Source organism: Oleiharenicola lentus, assembly GCF_051660365.1.
Taxonomy (GTDB): domain Bacteria; phylum Verrucomicrobiota; class Verrucomicrobiia; order Opitutales; family Opitutaceae; genus Lacunisphaera; species Lacunisphaera lenta_A.
Map to the genome: position 1 here is coordinate 1,352,753 of NZ_JBOZXB010000001.1, position 21,080 is coordinate 1,373,832.

The 21,080-nt window shown below is 57.2% G+C and carries 5 protein-coding genes; all 5 read right to left on the reverse strand.

Features of this window, described 5'->3' with window-relative positions; all coding sequences use genetic code 11:
• Positions 1-329: 329 nt before the first annotated feature.
• The 5 genes from ACRRQW_RS04895 to ACRRQW_RS04915 all read right to left on the reverse strand — a co-directional run bounded on the left by ACRRQW_RS04895 (position 330) and on the right by ACRRQW_RS04915 (position 20,799).
• Positions 330-2,342 carry a peptidylprolyl isomerase gene (locus tag ACRRQW_RS04895; RefSeq protein WP_438480141.1) on the reverse strand — a complete coding sequence of 671 codons (2,013 nt, stop codon included), beginning with the start codon at positions 2,340-2,342 and terminating at the stop codon, positions 330-332.
• A 195-nt stretch (positions 2,343-2,537) separates the two neighbouring features.
• The gene (locus ACRRQW_RS04900) at positions 2,538-5,876 is read right to left on the reverse strand and encodes a beta strand repeat-containing protein (RefSeq protein ID WP_438480142.1); all 3,339 of its coding nucleotides are present in this window, start codon (positions 5,874-5,876) and stop codon (positions 2,538-2,540) included.
• Positions 5,877-6,285: 409 nt separating this feature from the next.
• On the reverse strand, positions 6,286-11,181 hold the full coding sequence (locus tag ACRRQW_RS04905) for an MBG domain-containing protein (RefSeq protein WP_438480143.1): 4,896 nt from the start codon (positions 11,179-11,181) through the stop codon (positions 6,286-6,288).
• Positions 11,178-20,150: an immunoglobulin domain-containing protein gene (locus tag ACRRQW_RS04910; protein ID WP_438480144.1), complete on the reverse strand. Its 8,973-nt coding sequence runs from the start codon at positions 20,148-20,150 to the stop codon at positions 11,178-11,180. The genes ACRRQW_RS04905 and ACRRQW_RS04910 overlap by 4 nt, the downstream gene beginning before the upstream one ends.
• The gene (locus ACRRQW_RS04915; RefSeq protein ID WP_438480145.1) at positions 20,134-20,799 is read right to left on the reverse strand and encodes a hypothetical protein; all 666 of its coding nucleotides are present in this window, start codon (positions 20,797-20,799) and stop codon (positions 20,134-20,136) included. The genes ACRRQW_RS04910 and ACRRQW_RS04915 overlap by 17 nt, the downstream gene beginning before the upstream one ends.
• Positions 20,800-21,080: the final 281 nt, after the last annotated feature.

Consider the following 21,080-nt stretch of genomic DNA (forward strand, 5'->3'; position numbering starts at 1 on the left):
CGCAAATTTCCCAAAACGCCTGGGCTCTTTCACCAATGAGTGGTGTGCAAATAAATAGAGTGAATGCGGGTGCGTATCAGGGGGGTGTGCTATCCTAGGAAAATCTGGGGTGAACTACCGAGGCGCGGCGAATGATTTGTGGCGGAAAGCCGAAATGAGTGACCAACCGCCCCGTTCGCGGGATGAACTGCCCGACCGAAAACAAGGCTTCGCACGATGCGCGTGCCGGGTCGTCTGCGGATGGTTCATCTCGCCAGCTTCAGCAAACGCCTTGCTTTGCTCAAACCAAGTGTCCTCAGGGATTCCCTGATTTTTCCGCCGCCGCGCGCTCAGCGGAACACCTTCAAACGAAAGAATGCATTAGCCGCGCCCGAAAGCGGGTGGCTCGCGTGCCACGTCTCCACGCCGCCGGCGGAGTTCACCAACACGTGCGTCACGCCGGTCGTTGTCCACGCAGAGAGGTTGGTGGAAATTTCCACGGCGTAAGTGACATCCGCCCGCCCAGCCGGGCGCGTGTAGGTGTAAATCCATTGGGTGCTCGTCGTGGAAATTTCCGGCAGGCCGCTCGTCACGTTGCTCTTCGGTTCCAGCCCGAGCGCATACTTCACCAGATTCGATAATCCATCCGCACCATACACCGCGTTCGGGCCGCTAAGGTTCACATCGAGCAATTCCGCCGAGGTGAATTTCTCGATCTGCCACGAGGCAAAATTTCCCGCGACCACAAACGCGTGTTCAACCTCGGGCGCCGCATCGCGGTTTTCGTCACCGAATTGCGAAGCGCGCAGCGTCACCAGGCCAGCACCGGTCAACGAGAGCGCGTTACCCACGAGTGTGGCCGGCCCACTCACCAAAGAGAAAGTCACCGGCAACCCGGAACTCGCGGTCGCACTCAGCGGGATCGCCGTGGTGCTGAAAGGCTGGTTCGCCGGCCCGGGGAAGGCGATCGTCTGGCCGGCCTTGGCGATGACGAGTGTCGCGCTGGAACTCTGCGCGTAATTCGCGTCATTCACCACCGCGAGCACCGCGTAACTCCCCGCATTGGTCGGCGGCGTGCCCGCACCATCGTAAGTGATCGCCACGGCCAACCCCGCCGGACTGGTGGTGACCGTGGCGCTCTTCGGCGCGCCGTCGTAAGTAAACGCGAGGCCGCTGATCGAAATCGCCGCCGTGGCGCGATCGACCTGGAAAGTTCGCTCCACATCCGGCGCCGCCAGATAACCGCTGCTCCCCGCCTGCGACGCCCGCACGACGACTGAGCCGGATCCGGTAATCGTCACCGTGTTGCCTGAAATCGTCGCCGGGCCGGAGGCGATACTGAACGCAACTGGCAGCCCCGAACTCGCCGTCGCACTCACCGTGAACGCCGCGTCGCCAAACGTGCGCGGAGACAATTCCGCAAAATCAATCGTCTGCGCCAACACCACCGCCGCTACCGTGACCTCAAACGATCCAGTTGCCGTGTTGCCGTTGGTGTCGGTTGCCGTGACGGTGATCGTCGCGCTGCCGGATGCAGCCGTTGCTGCAAGATTGAGCATGCTCTCAGATAGAGTCGCCGTAACGACTGCCGGGTTCGAATTATCTACAGAAAAAGCCAGCACCGAGCTGCCTCCCGCAGGATAAGTGGCTATTGTGGTAACGCTCGGCAGCGTAACCAAATTTTCCAGGTAGATTTGATTATTCTGCACGTTGCGCGTCGGCAAAGTGTCAAACGGACTGCCAATATTATAACGCGGCAACGCAACAATCGCATCCACTACACTCATGCCACTGCCGATCACCCGACCAAATACAGCATACCCGCCGGCATTTGCTTGCCCGAGGTTTGTCGTATTATCGACAGTATTGATAAACCACTGGGTTGTCGCGCTGTTGAGTTCATTCGTGCGCGCCATGGCAATCGTGCCCCGTTGATTGGGGAGATTATATTCGAGTGCAATCGGTGTGGAGGCAGGAACCGACGGGACATTTGTCACCGCGTAATACCCGCCGCCTTGAAGAATAAATCCGGGAACCGAGCGGTGAAAAAACGTGTTCGTGTAAGCCCCGCTGTTCACGTAACTCAGAAAATTCGCCACGCTGACCGGCGCGGAGTCGGCGCGCAGTTCGACGTTGAATTTGCCGAGCACGGTGTCGAATTGCACCAACTGCCCCGTGACACCCGGCAGGCCAAAATAATTCCGCAAATCCACCGACAGCGACGCACCGCCCGGCTCCAAAGTCTGCGCCGGCAACGTCTGGGTAAGCGCCGGCGTGGTGGCGCGAGCCAGCACGCCGATCGCGAGAGCCAGAGCCGACGTGAAGCAAAAACGAAGAATGAAGCAGCGCGGAAACGAGTTCACAGAGCGCTCCCGTTTGGCAGAAGCGCGCCGTTGTTCCAGCCCGGAAATCTCAACGAAATACTTTAAGCGAAAACCACGAATGCACACGAAATGACACGAATCCCGGAGCGCACTACAACCGCCCAACGCGCTTCATTCGTGTGCCTTCGTGTCCATTTGTGGTTAAACTGTCTGGTTCCGGCTTCCGCTACGCACTCACGGCACCACGACTTTCAAGCGGAAGAACGCATTCGTCGCACTTGAGAGGAGGTAACGCGCGCGCCAGGTGTCCGTGCCGCTCGCCGACGAGACGAGTTCGTGCGTCACGCCACTGGTCGACCACGCGGAGAGGTTGGTGGAAACTTCCACGGAGTAAGTGACGTCGGCACGATCCGTGGGACGCGTGTAAGTGTAAACCCACTCGGTCGCGGTCGTCGTCACGACCGGCAGGCCAGCCGTCGCATTCACCGTGGGATTCAGGCCGAGTGCGTATTTCGTGAGGTTCGTCAGGCCATCCTGACCGTAGATCGCATTCGCACCGCTGACGCTCGGATTACCGAGTTCGGTCGGCGTGAAATAGGTCGAGCGCCAGAGATTGAAGTCAGCGCTCAAGGTCAGGGTGGCCACATTGCTTTCCACCGTGGCCGCGCTGTTGGTCGCACGGGCGCGGTAGCGGTCGCCGGTTTGCGCGACGTTGTTGGTCGCGACAGTGAGCACGTTGCTCGTGACGCCGCTGTGCGTGGCATCGTTGGAAACATTATTCCAACTGACGCCATCGTCGGTGGAGAGTTGCCACTGAATCGTCGGCGTCGGCGTGCCGTTGGCGGCAGCTTCGAACGTCGCATTCTGGCCGATGGAAACGGTCCGATCGGACGGTTGCGTCGTGAATGCGGGCGGCACGCTCGGCGTGTTGACCGTGAGCAGCGCGCTCGTGCTGGTCTGCGTGGGGAATGATCCGCTCACCACGGCACGGTAGCGATAACCGTTCATGCCGGTCGTCGCGGGATTAATCGAAAGCGAATTGCTCGTCGTCCCGGAATAAGGGCTCGATGCCGGCACGCTGGCCCAGACCGAACCACCGTCGGTGGAGACTTCCCATTGCACCGTCGCCGCGCTCGGTGGATTCGTGCCCACCGAGAACCCAGTCCCACCCCCGTTTGAAACCGTCTGGTTGCCGGGCTGGAAGGTGAAGACTGTCGCCTGGAAATTCACCACCGCCGAACCGCTCACCACCGCGTTCTGCGACGCAAAATTCAGCGAAGGAGTGTTCGCAAAGAGCGTCCACGCACCATCGACTACGCGCAGCGAATAAGCGCCGCTGCCATTGCTCTGGGCGTTGGCGGAATAACTGACGCCGCCAATCGAAACGCTGCCGCCGACAAACACTCCCGCGGCGAGGGTGCCGCTGTAATCGCGCACGGTGCCGCTGATGGTTCCCGTGCTGGTCAAGACGCGCAACGCCAGACCGCTGATCGTCTGGTTGTCAGCGATCACCTGACTGTTCAGCGATTCGCAGACCAAGTTCATCGCCACTACACTGCTCGGCTGCACGCTGATGCTCCAGGTGCCGACGTTGACGCCCAGATCGAACTGGCCGCTGCCGTTCGTGGTCGTCTGCACAAACGTGCTGCCGCCCTGCAAAAACGCGCCCACCTGCACACCCGAGACGGGCACGCCGTTGTTCGTGACCGTGCCTTGAAAATGCGACGTGTAAACCACCGGTGTGAAATTCACCGTCGTGCTCGCGCTCGAAACGGTCGCGCTCTGATTCGTAAAGGTCACTCCGTTGCCACCGTAAGCGCCGACCGTCCACGTGCCATTGATCACGGGAAAAGAATAATTACCCGACTCGTTCGTGCGCGCACTCGCCAGATACGCCACTCCGCTAATCGTGGCGTTCGCAAAGACGTTAACGTTTTCGAGCGGGTTATTACCGCCGTCGCGCACCTGGCCGGTGATCACACCCGTGCGAGTTTTGACCGTGTAAGCGATGCCCGAGGTCGTCGCATTGTCCGCCACCGTCGCGGAGATCGAGGCGCCGACCAAATTATTATTCGCCGCCGTCTCCTCATCCAGGCGGATCGTCCACGTGGCACCGACGACGCCGAAGTCGAAGTTGCCGCTGGAGTCCGACGTCGTTTGCAGCGACATGACAATCCCGCCCTGCCGCACTGCGCTGAGCAACAGGTTCGGCACTGGCACACCGTTGTTGGTCACGGTGCCTTGCAGATGGGCGTTCGCGGCAGCCGCGACAAAATTTGTCTGCACGGCGGCACCCGTCGTCACCGTGGCATTATTCGAAGCCGGCGGGAGGTAACCAGCCAACACGGGCGAGTTGTAATCCACGCCGATATTCCACGTGCCCGCCACTGCCCCGAACGAGTAGCGACCCAGAGAGTCGGTCACCGTTTCCAACGAATAAAGATTTCCGCTTTCGCGCGCTTCCATAAGCACGTTGGCGAGCGGCGTGCCGGTGTTCGTGATGAGCGTGCCGTAGAGCAGCGCGTTCGCTTTCACCAACGGAATGTTCAAATTGCTGACGCTGGCACTCGTCGTATCCGCCGCCGTGGCGGAGGCACCACTCAGATAACCGAGGGAGCCCAGCGACGTGCTCGATGTTTCCACCTGCCACTCACCCGCCGTCACGCTGACCGAAAAATTACCCGCCGCATCCGTCGCCGGCAGCGAAATGAGTCCCATCTCCGACTGCACGAACAGCTGCACGCCCGGCAAACGTTGCGCAGCATCGACACTGTTCTCGAGCCGGCCGGAAATCGTGCGCGTGCCCGCGATCATGGTGACGTTGCTCGTGGGAGTCTGGCCTGCGCCCAACACCACCGGGGACGCGTTCCCGAGGTCCGCGAGAAATCCATTCGCAACCGACACGACTTGGTAGGTGCCCGCGGGCGCATTGATCGAAAATTCCCCGCTCGCATTCGCCAACACGCCGTAAAGAAATTCGCTTTCTTCGCCGCCGCCCAGCAGGCCGACGATGGCATTCGGAATCGCCACCGGCGTGCCGCCATCGCTCATCACCGTGCCGGAAATACTTTGGCCATCCGCCGTCTGCGTGGCGGTAAACGTTTCTGTAAAAGCGCTGAACGCCGCAGTCGGGCTGGAGACACGCACCAAAAATGTGCCGACCACTTTCCCCATTTCCACGGAACGCGACAGGGAAAATTGCGTGGTGATCTGGCCATCCGCCGCGCCATCAGTATCGCCCGGGACATTGCGATTGCGCTGACCGCCGATGAGCGTCACCGCGCCATCAGTGATCCGCGCGCTTTGCACCAAACGATCCGCCGCATCGACGACGCCGTTGGCGTTCACATCGAGGTAGCGTTCGACCAACACGGCTTCGCCAGCCGTGAGTCCGGTCACGTGCAGCACGACTGGAGTCGCGCTGCTCACCGCGAGTGTCGAAGGCGTGACACTCAACGCGGGCGCGGCCGCCGCGATCCGCGGAAAAAACGCGAGGGTGAAAGCCGCAACAAAACAACGAACCAAACAGCCGCGGGACACGGCGAAACGATCGAACGAGCTCAACAAGTTCATAAAGCGTGGGGAAGTTACCAGCGTAACGCCGGTGAGGTGTGCGCGCAGACCCAAACTCAAACGCAACCCCATGTCGATTCATTAGCAGACAGGCTGCTCATTTCTCTCTATCTTCAGCCTGAAAAACACATTTGGCGCCGCCCCCAACAAGTATGTCGCTCGCCACGTTTCTACTCCAGCCGCGCTCGACACAAACTCGTGCATCACGCCACTCGTCGTCCACGTTGTGAGATTCGTGGAGACTTCGACCGTATAAGTCAGATCGCTGCGATCAGCGGGACGCGTGTAGGTATACGTCCAATCGCTGCGCGAAGGGTGTCGGCACCTACGACCACGAGCGCAAAAAGCACCCACCACTTAATGATAACATCCGAAGAACGCATAAACGTTATCACATCAGGACGACAACTCAGGGTTCCCGGGTCACGGGCTCAAGCAGCACTTTCAATCTGAAGAACACCGCATTTGTCGAACCACCAAGATAGATCACGCGCACCGTGTCCCTGCCATTTTCAGAACCGATTAAACTGCCTCCACCCACACCTACGGATGTCCATGCACTCAAATCCGTGCATGCTTCCACTAGAAAAAGCACGTCCGCCCGGTCTGAAGAATAACTATAGGTGTAGGTCCATTCACCCTGCAGGAAAGCCACCACGGGAAGGTTTTGCGTGCTAGGGATTTTCGGCTCCAAGCCCAACGCATATTCGACCAGATTGGCGAAGCCGTCGTGATCCGGATCTGCGTTTGGCCCACTAATGGCAGCGTTGAGCAACTCCTCCGCTGTGAACACACCCTGTCTCCACACCTCATAATTGCTGCTCACCACGAAGCTCTGATCAACTGGCGTCGCCGCCTCGTGGTTGGCATCACCGGTTTGAGTAGCGCGCAGCGTGACCGTGCCAAAGCCGGTCAACGTCAGGGTCGTGCCCGAAACGCTCGCCGGCCCGGAAACCACCGTGAGCGAAACCGGTAATCCAGAGCTCGCCGTGGCGCTCAAGGTGATCGGCGTTACACTAAACACCTGATTCGCGGGGCCAGCGAATTCGATCGTTTGTGTGGCTTTCGCGATGACAAGGGTGCCGCTCGCGCTGCCGGAATAATTGGCGTCGTTAATCGTCGCCGCAACGGCGTAGCTGCCCGCGTTGGTCGGCGTAGCTTGGGCACCGTTATAGAGAATGTCGTGCGAGAGGTTCGCCGGGTTCGTCGTAACTGAAGCCGCTTTGGATGAGCCGTCGTAAGTAACATTTAAGCCGCCCAAGGTGACTGTGGCCGTAGCCTTCGAGATCACAAAGCTGCGGTTCACCACCGAGGCGGCCGCATACGTGGCATTCCCCGATTGAGCCGCGCGCACCGTAAGCGTGCCGGTTCCAGTTAGGGTTAGTTCGTTACCATTGATTGTCCCCGGGCCGCTCACCACCGAGAATGCCACAGACAAACCCGAGCTGGCAGTCGCCGATAGCGCGATCGGAACCAGAGTGTAATCGCGATCAGCAAGTGCTCCGAACGCAATGGACTGGGTAAGCTTGTTTACCGTGAGCGTCGCGACTGCAGACGTCGCGCTGCCTGCAGAATTGCTGACGACCACGCGGTAATCCCCCGCGTCCGTCACAACCACACTCGGCAAGGTGTAGGTTGCTGAAGTCGCGCCTGAAATTGTTTCTGTGCCCTTGATCCATTGGTAGCTCAGCGGCGCTAAGCCGGTCGCATTCACAAAAAATGAAACACTCGTGCCCACATTGACCGTCTGGCTCTGCAGCTCCGTCGTAATCACCGGAGGGGAAAGTCCTGCTCCCGGACTGACACTCGCGCTGAACGCGCTCGTTCCCCCAGAATTAACCGCCTTGATCCAGTAATAAGCCGCTTCCAGCCCGGAGCCGATATCCTCATAAATTGCCCAAGTCACGCCGCTCGCGATTTGCGTCGCAGTGGTGCTGTCGTTGGTGGCGTTACGCCACACTTCATAGTGCACCGCGTTGCCCGCAGGCTGCCACGTGAGACGCACCCGTCCCGCCGAGATCGACGTCGCGGCCAAACCAACCGGTGCAACGGGTGCCACCGTAAATCCAAACGAAATTGAAATTGGAATATTAACTGTCGCCGTTTCGGCGTTCCCAAATTGCCCCTGAGCGTCTATGCCCGTGGCCCACAAAGTGCCATCGTTTTTAGCGAAAAGCGTATAGCCCTCGCTGGCACTGACAGATCTCACGTCAGCCGCTAGCTGGAACGGCACGTGCCGGCTCGTGGTAGTGCCGTCACCGAGTTGGCCAAACGTATTACGCCCTACCAACCAGAGCGTCTTATCGTTTTTGATATACGCGTTGTAGAAGTAGCCTGCGCTGGCGCTCTTCACGCCGCTTGCAATTTGCACGGGTGCGACCGCATCGGTCGTCGTGCTATTGCCCAGTTGCCCGTGATTGTTTAACCCGACACCCCAAAGCGTGCCGTCGTGCTTGATAAAAATTGCGTGATAGGCTCCGGCCGAAACCGATTTCACGTTGCTCGCGATTTGCACCGGTGTGCTCACCGGCAGCCCGCTGCCATTCAGGTCACCCATTCCCCATAGCGTGCCATCGAACTTAACAAAATAGGTCTGCGCCACGCCCACGGACACATCGATCACGTCCGGCGCAACCTGCACCGGCAGGCTGCGATCCGTGGTCGTGCCATTGCCCAGCTGGCCGGAATCATTGCCACCCGTCGTCCACAGCGTTCCGTCGGTTTTTACGTAAGCGCTGTGCGTCACCCCCGCCGCGATTGCGACCACCTCAGTCGCAACCTGAAAAGGTGTCGACTTGGCCAGCAGCGTGCCATCGCCCAATTGCCCCGTGGCATTGTAACCCGCCACCCATAGCTCATGATCTGTCGTAAGAATTAAACTATGCTGCGCACCCGCCGCGACAGCCGCTATTGGACGATCCGGTATAGAGACGCGTCTGCTCACGCTAGAATTGGTGTTCATGCCAATGCCCAGCTGGCCATGGGTATTCGCGCCGCTCGCAAAGAGTTTGGATTCCGCATCCAGCTGCAAACTGTGGTAGCGACCGGCTGACACGCGTGTCATGGCGGCCTTCGCAATCGTCAGCGTGGCTGAATTTGAAATAACCGAGCCAACAGCATTAGTCACGATGCAGCGAAATTGATCGCCTTGGTGACTGAGGAGCGTTGAAAAAATATAGACCTCCAATTCAGCGGTGTTCGCATACCCATATGTCAACGGTTGGGTGGTATCGATTTCCAACCACGTCGAAGTTCCTGTTGGCAACCGTTGCCACCGGTAGGTCGGAGCTGGAACCCCATCGGCTATGACACTGAATACGACGCCCTGTCCTATAGGGGTCGCCCGATTTTGTGGATGCTGCAAAATCGACGGAGCCTGCAACGCAGATGGCACGCCACTGACGACTTCGCTATACCCGCTGCTTCCACCTGAATTGGTCGCCTTAACCCAATAATAATAGGACGCAGCGCCGGAGACGGTGTCGTCCCGGTAAGAAGGAGCTAAACCCACTGTCGCGACTTTGCTGGCATTCGCGAGATCGGCCGTGGTGTTGCGCCAAATTTCATATCCAACAGCTCCCGTCACTGCAGTCCAACTCACCAGAATACCGCGGAAATCGCTCCCGCCCGTTGCACTTACGTCTGTTGGAATCGCCGGCGGATCCAATGGAGTCGAGGCGATCAGAAACGGTGTCGCGCCATCACCACGGACACTCGAGGAAAGATCCACATTTCCCATTCCCCACAACATACCTTCCGGCGTAACAAACAACGAGTAATTGGCCCCGGCTCCCACGGCTTTGACACCCGAGGCAATTTGCACCGACCCACGCCGGTCTATGAAAGAGCCATCGCCCAATTGGCCCTGCCAATTGCCACCCCGCGACCAGAGAGTGTCATCCATTTTGATATAGAGAATGTGTGAACTGCCAACGGCGACATCGGAAACCTGCGTGGCCAGTTCCACGGGTTGTGGCACGGAATCATTATTGATATTCGGGAGGAGCAGACCCAGAGCACCCATGCCCCAGAGGGTCGCGTCTGTCTTTAGAAAAGCCACCATGTCAGTATTCGCATCGGTATGGACGGAACGCACCGAACTCGCCACTTGCACGGCAAGCCGCCGGTCTTGGTAAGTGCCATCGCCGAGCGCACCCGATTGGTTCAGGCCAACCGACCAAAGAGTTCCGTCCATCTTGACATAAAATGATCGAAACGAACCGGCCGCCACCTGCCGCACATTTGAGGCAACCTGCACTGGACTCATGCGGTGTTCCAATGTGCCATCGCCCAACTCACCGCTAGTATTTCTGCCAAAAGCCCACAACGTGGCATCCGCCTTGATAAAGAAACTCGTGGCCAATCCGGCGGCGATGTCGACGACACCCGTGGCGATTTGGATTGGGGCGGAATAACTCTGCCCATTCACGGAACCTAAAATAGTTCCAGCATACCACAACGAACCATCACGTTTGAGAAAGAGCGTGTGAGCGTAACCTGCCGCCACTTTTGCCACTTCACCCATCGCGTAAGTAGCGCCGCTCGCGGCTGCGGTGGGTTGACCGTAGGCCGGCCCGTAACCCACCCCCCACGCGCTGCCATCGTCGCGCAAAAATACACTAAAACCATAGCCTCCTTCCGCAGATACCACCGGTGCTGGCACCAACACATTAACCACTGAGGAATTTGAAAATGTGCTGCCAATCGCGTTAGTGGCCACCAAACGATAGCGCCCCGCGTCTCCCAACTGGAGTGAAGTGATTTCATAAAAGAAATCAGTGGCGCCGGGAATATCCTGCTCATTTTTCTGCCACTGATATGTGGGGTAGTAGCCATAACTTGATACCCCTGGATAGAGCAGGAGCGAACTGCCGGTTAACTTCGTCTGGGTTTCGGGCAGCGGGCCAATAATCGGTGGAGGGTAAGTGTAACTCACCGCTGCCGCTTGTGACGTAGTGCTGCCGGTCGCATTTGTTACCACGCATCGAAATTGCGTGCCCCCGATAATGTGAACTGTGGAAACCAACTGAAGCGTCGCCGTGCGCACGCCTTCGTAACGAAAATTATCCAGTTCAAGATCCGCCCATGCAGGATTGTAGGGATCCAGCCATTGCCATTGATAAGCCAGCGTTCCCTCACCTTGCGCGACGATCGAAAACGAGCCGGTTTCACCCATGACGACCGATTGGTTGGTCGGTTGCTGGGTAATGACGGGTGCGGCAAACGCGTTCAACGCGATCAAGCCGGTCGCCATCACTAATTTCAAAGCGACCCATCGTTGCTTCAAACCCAATGCGAAGATCATTGCGTGGAGATTTTTAGGCGGAAATACGCATTGGCTGCAGCAGCGAGCGGATACCGGGCGCGCCAGATTTCAGTGGCAGTGCCGCCGTGAGTAGAGACGAGTTCGTGCGTGAGATCGGCGGTTGTCCAATTTGTGAGATTCGTCGAAACCTCGACCGTGTAAGTCACATCATTTCGTTCCACCGGTCGCGCATAAGTGTAGCTCCAGTCCGTGGAGGACATTGTGACTTCCGGCAAACCGGCTGTTGTCTCGCCCCTGGGTTCAGAGCCAAGCGCATATTCAACGAGATTATCAAGACCATCCGAATCTGGATCCGCGTTGAAACCACTGACGTCCACATCCAATAATTCTTCCGTTGTGAAATGCGCGAGGCGCCAAGACTCGTAATTTCCGCTGACAAAGAAACTTTGCTCAACGGGCGCGGCCGCCTCGCGATTATTGTCACCTGTCTGGTTAGCGCGCAATGTGATGAGGCCAGAACCACTTAACGTGAGTGTCGCGCCCGCCAACGAAGCCGGCCCGGAAACCACCGTGAATGCAATTGGTAATGCAGAACTCGCCGTGGCGCTCAAGGTGATTGGCGTCACACTGAACCCTTGGTTTGCGGGGCCGGTAAATGAGATCGTTTGCGCTGCTTTCGCAATGACCAGCGTGCCATTCACGCTGCCGGAATAATTAGGGTCGTTGATGGTCGCTGTAAAGGAGTAGCTGCCCGCGTTGGTTGGAGCAGCTTGGGCGCCGTTGTAACTGATATCGTGAACCAGACCTGCCGGATTTGTGGCAACCGAAACCGTTTTCGGCGAACCGTCGTAGGTCACATTGAAGCCGTCCACAGTAATGGTGGCTGGAGCCTTGGAGATCACAAAACTGCGATTCACGACCGCCGCTGCCGCATACGTGGCATTCCCCGATTGAGCCGCGCGCACCGTAAGCGTGCCGGTTCCAGTTAGGGTTAGTTCGTTACCATTGATTGTCCCTGGGCCGCTAATCACCGAGAACACTACAGGCAAACCTGAGCTGGCAGTCGCCGAAAGCGTGATCGGAATCAGGGTATAATCGCGATCTGCAAGCGCTCCGAAAGTAATAGACTGGGTGAGTTTGTTTACCGTGAGTGTCGCGACTGCGGACGTCGTGCTGCCTGCAGAGTTACTGACGATGACGCGGTAATCCCCCGCGTCCGTCACGGCCGCACTCGACAGCTTATAGGTCGTCGATGTAGCACCTGAGATATTGTCCGCGCCTTTCGTCCATTGGTAGCTCAGCGGATCAGAACCGCTTGCAGTAACAGAGAGCGTAACGGGAGTGCCGACCTCAACGGTCTGACTTTGCGGTTCCGTCATGATTACCGGAGCCGTGCTAGCCTCAACCGATCCATTGACGCCCGCGCTGAACCCACTTGTGCCAGCCGCATTTACCCCTTTAATCCAATAAAACGCCGCACCTGCCCCCTCGCTAATGTCCTCGTAAATCGCCCAGCGCAAATCACTCACGATTCGCGTCGCGGTAGCGCTATCATTCGTTGCGTTGCGCCACACTTCATAATGCGTCGCATCGGCCGCAGGCTGCCACGTAAGACGAACTCTATCTATGGAGATCGTCGTCGCCATAAAACCAACTGGCGCTGCAGGCACTGAAATAGAACCTGCGGAAATTAAAACCGGGGTAGTGATTGTCGCCGTGCTACCGTTACCGAATTGTCCTTGGGCGTTTATTCCCGTGGCCCATAAGGTGCCGTCATTTTTGGTAAACGAAGTGTAGCCTTCGCTGGCACTCACGACAGCCACGTTCGTAGTGAGTTGGAAAGGGAGGTGTCGGGTCGTCGTAGTGCCATCGCCAAGTTGCCCAAACGTATTGCGCCCCACCAACCAGAGAGTGTTATCGTTTTTAATGTAGGCGTTGTAGAAGTAGCCTGCACTCGCGCTCTTCACGCCAGTCGCAATTTGCACAGGGGCGGCAGCATCCGCCGTTGTGCCGTTGCCCAGCTGCCCGTGGTTGTTTAGACCAACTCCCCAGAGCGTGCCGTCCTGCTTGATGAAAATCGCGTGGTAGGCTCCGGCCGAAACCGACTTCACGTTGGTCGCGATTTGCACCGGCGTGCTGGCCGGAAGCCCGCTGCCGTTCATATCGCCCGCTCCCCACAGTGTGCCATCGAACTTAACAAAATAAGTCTGCGCCACACCCACAGACACATCGATCACGCCCGTAGCAACCTGCGCCGGCGTGTTGCGATCCGTGGTCGTGCCATTGCCTAGCTGACCCGAATCATTGCCACCCATCGTCCAGAGCGTTCCGTCGGTTTTTACGTAAACGCTGTGCGTGACGCCCGCAGCGATTGCTACCACCTCAGTCGCAATCCGCACTGGTGTCGACCTGGCAACCAGCATGCCATCGCCCAATTGCCCGTTCGCATTGAAGCCGCTCGCATACAGTTCTTTCGAATTTGTTAGGAATAAACTGTGCTGCCCTCCGGCCGAGACATCCACCAGCGTTTTCCCAGCCAAGGAGATGCGTTGCGCAGTAGAGACATTCGACGTGTTTCCATTGCCTAACTGCCCCATGGCGTTCGTGCCACTTACAAAGAGATTCGAGAATCCGTCCAATCGCAGGCTGTGATAGCGGCCAGCTGAAACGCGGGTCGCTGCTGCCACGAAAACCGAGAGAGTCGCAGAATTAGAAGTCGCCGAACCGAGCATATTAGTAACGACGCAGCGAAAAGCATCTCCGCTATTACTTAATTGGCTGCCGCCGCCCATAATGGAGAGCGTGGGCGTTATGCTGCCGCTGTAGTTTGCCGCAGAAGTGGAAATTGTTTCCCAACCTGAACCGCCGACCGGCAAACGTTGCCACTGGTAGGTCGGCGCGGGGCTCGCATCAGCCACAACACTGAAACTAACGGTTCCACCCACGCCTGCCGAGCGAGGCATCGGTTGTTGGAGAATTTGCGGGACTTGGGCGGCAATGCGCGTGCGGGTAAACGCTGCGCTTAGGCCGCTCGCGCCGGCAGAGTTAACGGCGTTCACCCAGTAGTAAAACGGGACACCGATATCCTCCACGGCAATGCGATCATAGAAAAGCGTTCCCGCATCCGTATCACCGATCCGCTGCGCAGTGCTCACATCATTCTGACGCGAACGGAAAATTTCATAGCCAGTCGCGCCGACCACCTGACGCCATTGAATGAGAGTCGTCTCGGCGTAAGTTGCGCCATCGTTCGCAGCGATACCAGGAGCATCGGGAGTGAAAATCGTGCGCGCCAAGATCAAAACAGGCGTCGTGCGGTTGATCGTCGATCCATCGCCGAGCTGACCGTTATCATTTTTGCCGCCAGCGTAAATTTGACCATTCAGCTTGGAGAAGAGAGCGTGATTATTACCCACCGCGACTTGCGCGACCCCACTTGCTAACTGGTAAGGCACACTCCTATTGGCTGGCGCCACGCCTGACTCCGGAAGGAACGGGACATCGCCCATACCCCAGAGCGTGTGATCAGACTTAACAAAAAGCATGTAGCGCGAACTTGCGGCGACTTGAATAACATCTGTGGCGACTTGTGCGGGGATGAACCTTGAAACCACAGTTCCGTCGCCCAGCTGGCCGAGTTCGTTGCGCCCCATCGTCCAAAGTGAACCGTTTTGTTTGATGAGCGCTAAAGTCACACTGCCGACCGCGATCTTTTTGACCTGGTCCGCGATTAGTTCCGGCGTGCGGCTGATACGTCCAGAAGACATGCCCTGCAAACCGGTGTGCTCAAGCGCGCCAGTGCCCCATAGTTGACCGTTGGCGCGCAGGAAGAACGATGTATGATCTCCGGCCGCGATCGCTCGCGTATCGACACCGATTTGAACCCAGTCAGTTCTCACGCCTGCGATGCCGTCGCCAATCTGGCCGTTGTCGTTGGTGCCTCTGGCCCACACAGTCCCATCTGTTTTGAGTAATAGGAGATGGCTGGAACCGTTCGCAAGTGCTGCGGCTGCGGTCGCAATCTGCGTCGGGAAAGTGAGCGTATTCCCGTTCACATCGCCAAATTTTCCCGGACCGCCACGACCCTGTGCCCACGCGGTTTCATCCTTTCGCAGGTAGATGGAAACCGTATTACCAGCCCAGATGCCGACCGCATCTCGGAATGCCACCTGCGGAAGGAGCCAGTTGGGATAATAGGTGGTTCCTAGCTCATAGTTCGCCCGATTGCCCTGACCCCACACGACGCCGTCGCCTGTGGTAAACAGGCTATGGGAATCGCTCGCCGCGAGTAGTATGCCTCCAGACATCACCGACACTTTAACCACGATCGGAGAAGAGGTAGTGGTGCCATGGACATTTGAAGCGACCAGCGTGTAGGTGCCCGCATCTGCTACTGTGGCTCGCGACACTGAGTAATAGGCGCTTGTAGCACCGGGGACGGCTTCGCCATTACGATACCATTGTAAGGTCGCGCCCGGATTGGCAGCCACGTTTACCTGAACGGCCATCGGGTCACCTTCATAAATCGAGAAAGACTCCGAAACATAAGTTATTCTCGGCTTCTCGACCACGTCCAACGAGACGGTGTCAGAGCGGACCATGCCGACCCGACCGGTAATCTCGACATAGTAAGTCGTTCGGTCGCCGTAGCTGATCGGGTTGATACGGAAGCTAGCATTGGTAGCTCCATAAATGGCAGAACCATTTTGATACCACTGGTAAGTGACCGGCCCCGCGTTTTGGATTTGCACGGTAAAGGTGGCCGCTTCTCCGTAAAAGCCTGTGATCGACGAAGGCTGCATGGTGATAACCGGCAGCGTTTCCAAACTTAGCGTCGCGGCATTTGAAAGCACCGATCCCGCACCGTTAGTAACCGTCACTCGATAACTGCCCAAATCCGCGCTTGTGACCGAATTGATCACCAACACAGGCCCGGTGGCGCCAGCTACATCTACATTATCCTTGCTCCACTGATAAATTAGCGTGGGTGCACCCGTGGCAGCGGCGGACAGAGCCACGGGAGTCCCCAACACGGCGGAAGCGTTTAGCGGCTGCGTGACAATTCTCGGAGCTCCAGTGAAACTCGCCGGCGACGCTTCCGTTAAACTGGTCCCCTCCAATAATCGAAATTGGAGCACCCCAGCGTTGCTGGTGATCAACACCACGCGTTGCCCCGGCACTTGGAATAAACGCATCGGTGTGCCGCTGAATGACTGCGTTTGGATCAAACCCAATCCTTCCGAGGCAAACACTGAAACTTGGGAACCCATCGTGGTGGCACCGAGCACGTAGATCTTGCTGTCAAAAATTACCGCATCCGTCACCGAAGCGGAAACCTGCCCCTGCAATCTCAACGTATCGCCATCGAATACCTGGCTCGAACCCAGAATCACCTGCGACCCATCTTGCGCCACGCGAATCGGTAGGCGTGTGGAGACTTCACCATGATAAGGGCTGTCGAACGCGCGACCAATTTGGCCACGACCATCAATTGACTCATGGAGTAGATCGTTCGGAGAAGTGTCGTCGCGGAAAAAGTAAAGTCGTTGCTTGGCCTCGCTCCACACATACTCGCGCGAGTAATAATTCCATTCCCGCCAGTTCAACAGTTCGCCCTTCATCGATACCGTGGCATGGGATGACCATGCTCCCGTATCGTCTACGTAAAGAATACTATTCCCAGTGGCTTGTAGTCCCCGGATTGCCTGCGGCGCAGAATAGAAAGGCGTATCCGAGAAGCTCGATGACCCTAGCTCCAAACGCCGAATCGTGGTGCCCAAACTAGCGTAGAAAATCGAGTGGCTCTGGGCGTGGTAGACCACCATGTCGGAAGAAAACCGTGTGGGCACAGTGGCCAAATAACGGCCCTCCAGGGAACTCCAGCGAAACACATTACGGTCCAGCTTGCTATAAATGTAAACCACCCCACTGGCATCGACCATAAACTCACCATCCCAAATGGCGCGTCCAGTCGGATCTAAAGCCGGCGGCAACGGGGCCGGTTGCAGCGTCGACATCGATACACGCTGCACCGAAGGATTCGCCCCAGCGAGAGTGGTCGGGGTGAAAGCAAAAATCTGCGTTCCGCGGGTGAAAATTCTTTCAGGCGACGCCGTGAGTGACGCACTCGCTACTTCACGAAACTGTCCGTCATATTGCTGCAATCCTCCCGCTCGTAAGATCAAATACCCACCCGCCTGCGGCATGAGCATATCCTGATACGCTCCGCCTAAACTGGCTTTAAAACGTAAATCCGGTGCGGAGTAAACCACCCCGGAATTCTCGAAAAGCAACGCGCCATCCGCCGAGACTTGGAACGCTGTGCCGTCCAAGAAATCACCATGATACGGGCTCGAAAGAAAACCGCCCAGCGTGCCGTCGCTCTTAAGCTCGAACCAATAGTTGTCCGAAGGAGAAAGACCGGAATCACGACCAAAAAATTTCTTCGCCGCCGCATTGTAAACGATTCCTCGATCAGGCCCGTAACTGACGCTTTTAGAACTAATCAGCATCCCGCCAAACCGATCGTAGATGCGATATTCGCGGTTCGAATAAGAAGGCTCGGTGATCGCGAGCAGATATTGCTCGGCGACGACAAAAGCGCGCAACGTGCCCGAAAACGTAGCAAGCGTGAACGGATCAGTAAATGTGCGACTATAGCGCGTAATCTGCGTAGCGTAGGCGACATAGATTGCATCCGAGGAAAAATCGAACGCCCGCGGGGCTGCACTGAGCGTCCACTCACTCAACCAGGTTTCCGACGTCAGATCATAGCGCGCGATTCTCGGCATATCTGCATATAATAAATAGACCACCCCGTCCACCTCACGGGCATCCAGCCAACGACCAACTGTCGTGCTGCTGCTTGCCGGACGAGAAACTTGAATTGAGTTGCTGATTCCAGTCCCGCCCGGACCCGTAACCACCACAAAATATTCCCCGTATTGCGCGGACACCGCATTCGAGACCGAATAATTTGCTGACGTCGCTCCCGCAATTACCTGCCCGTTTAAATACCACTGATAGCCAAGTGGAGTTCCCCAGGTCGACGCCGGGCTGACATACAGTGAAATGTTACTTCCAGAAGAATTGTTTGAAATCGTGATATTTTGCGGGGCACGTCTGGGCAAAATAGTAACCGTAGCCCCACGTGAGACTACCTCACCAGCGACATTAGTAATGCGCACCGTGTAGACTCCAGCGTCACCAATTGCCGCACTTGAGGTGGATAGATAAGAACTCGTCGCCCCCGAGATCGGAACGCCGTTTCGACTCCACTGCACAGTAACACCAGAGGTCCACGTAAATTCGACCGCTAGCGCGAACGATTCGCCAATCGCCACCGAGACATCGTTCGGTTGGGTTTGGATAGTAGGTGGAAGCACGACGGAAAGCTGAGCGGAAGCAGTCGTAGACCCATAGGCATTGGAAACTTGAACGGAGTAATTTCCAGCCAGCGCCTCCGTGGCGTTCGGCACCGTAAGCGTCGATTGGTTGGCGTTACTCAGGGCACTGCCGTTGCGTGACCATTGATATGACAGTGTGCCGCTGCCACGAGCTACCACTGAAAATGTCGCCGTGCCACCTACGGCAATTGTTTGGCTTTGCGGATAAGTGGTGATGTAAGGCGGCGCCGGGTTAACTGTCAGCGACGCCTCGTTACTGGTGACGCTGCCCCCGGAGTTACTCACCACGCATCGGAATCGCTGGCCGTTCGCCGCTAATATTGAACCGCTTTGGTTAAAACTCAGATAAGAGGAATTAGCGCCTGAGAAAATGCTGTTATTAACCACATTTTCCCATGTGCCGGAACCGACACGAAGAGTCTGCCATTGATAAGTTAATCCCCCGCTTTGGCTGGATGCTGAGACGCTGAATACCCCGCCGTTTCCTTCTTGAACTGAGCTACTGCTCGGATGCGCGGTGATCGTCGGAGGTGAGACGGGCGGAGTATAAGCCAGATTGAGCTTTATCAAACCCACGGCCCCACCCCAGCCATCCACCGCAAAATAGTAGGTGGTCCCACTGGTGACATTGAGCATAATCGAGCTGGTGCGAATCACTCCGCTCTGCACATCGTCGTTCAACGCGATCTGGGTGAGCGCGTTGACCGAGGATCCGGTGTAGACACCCAGCAACGTGTCAAAATTACTGTTATGCGTCGTGACACTGAGTAAACCGCCGGAAGGCGCCGTCCACCTCCACCATACCGTCGAGCGAGTCGGATTGCTCGCATCGAGCGCCGGCTCCCCTGATTCAGCCGTCGCGGCCACATTCGTGCCAGTAATCTGCACAGAACCGGAACTGAAATTAATTGTGCTGGCATTGGTGAAGTAGTCGTTTGCCGGACTTGGAGCCCCGGGCGCACCATACATGCTACGCGCACCAGCGATGTCGTCGCTCCGCAGCGCATCCACGTTGCTTTCACGGCTGTTCATGATCGCATCGACCGACTGCACTGGGCTCGCTTGATCGGGGTGGCCCAAACCCAGCATATGCCCTAGTTCATGGATAACGACGCGCTGGATTTCGTCCGAGCGAACGCCACTATTGTAGCGCACGTTGCCGCGATAAGAGTCCCACGTCCATGCAGTGCAAAACACGATGTCGGATTCCACGCGAGCATTCCCCACTCGATAAGAAAGCGTCACTGCGAGTGTATTCCCATCGAATGGATCTCCATCCATAGTGCTATCCAACACGATCTCGTTAATGCCATTGCCATTTTGGTAGGTCCCGGGGCCGGGCACGCTCGACGTGAAATGCACCGTGCCGATTTGCGCATTCCACGCCTGTATCGCCGCAACCACGCTGCTGCTCCATGTGTTCCCGTCGCTAAAAGTCTGCGTGGTGTCGAGTTTCACCTGCAGGGGAATTGCTCCGTTTTTCCAAGTGATGATGTAACCACCGTCATCTTTGAGCAGGTCGTAGCCGCGCACCGTCGATGCACCGCAAACGAGCAGTGTGATTCCCGCCCACCACCATAAGAAATTATTTAGCGACTTCACTGGAGGATTTTACTTTCGCGACTTCTTTGATTTGCAGGGCGAATAATTCGGGGGTCAGTGCGTGCGCGGTTGATTTTATCCGTCGTTGCACCTCAGCCGCACCGCCCGTGGCCATCGGTTGTGCGACCTCAGCGCTGTCTTCCATCGGCACTCGATTACTCCGCGCGATGTAAGTGCGTTCGGTTATCGCATCTTTCAGGACCGGATAACGTCCGTGCATGATCGCAACCAATGGATAGGCCAACCGACCATTGCCCTTCACAAACAAAACATCCTCGTCGCCGACTTTAAATTGCGGCGCACCTTCCAAGGTCATTTCGACATCCCCCACTTTGCCGCCAAGCATCGTGAGCACCAACGGTGACGGTGGCGTGCCGGCGATCACTTCCTTCACTTCCAATTCAACTTTAGTGATAATCTTCGGATTACCCGGTTTGGCGAAGCTCGACTCGACCGACTTTACCACGGCCCGAACGATATAGTCAGACTGGTTAACCAGCGAGGGAAACTCGGGCGCCACGACAGTCGTCGCGCGGGCCACAATTACGGACGCGATGAGCACCAAAAACACAAAAGCCGCTAGTTTGAACACTAGCGGAACGGGCACCTTCGCGACGCGAGGGTGCATCACCGGGAATGCAAAGGACATGGGTATGCTTGCTGGGATGACAACCGAAGCGCCGTCATCCGCTATTCGCTAACGGGTTGGAGGATTAAGTGTGTGCATCATCCCGCCTTGGCCCGAGGCTGTCCGACGCGTCCGCAAACGTGCCGTCCACCCTCCTCGCATCAAGGCTGTTTTCATGAAAATGCAGCCAAACTGCCCGAGCCTTGCCTTGGTGTCTCTGCGGAACCCCACGAGTTGTCGTAACAATCCGGCGCTTCGCCTGATTTTATTGGAATGTATGCGCACTCTCCGTTCTCCTATCT

Coding starts and splice junctions, on each gene's coding strand:
- ACRRQW_RS04900 (WP_438480142.1), bottom strand. CDS start 5,876: ATGAACTTGTTGAGCTCGTTCGATCGTTTCGCCGTGTCCCGCGGCTGT.
- ACRRQW_RS04915 (WP_438480145.1), bottom strand. CDS start 20,799: ATGTCCTTTGCATTCCCGGTGATGCACCCTCGCGTCGCGAAGGTGCCC.
- ACRRQW_RS04905 (WP_438480143.1), bottom strand. CDS start 11,181: ATGATCTTCGCATTGGGTTTGAAGCAACGATGGGTCGCTTTGAAATTA.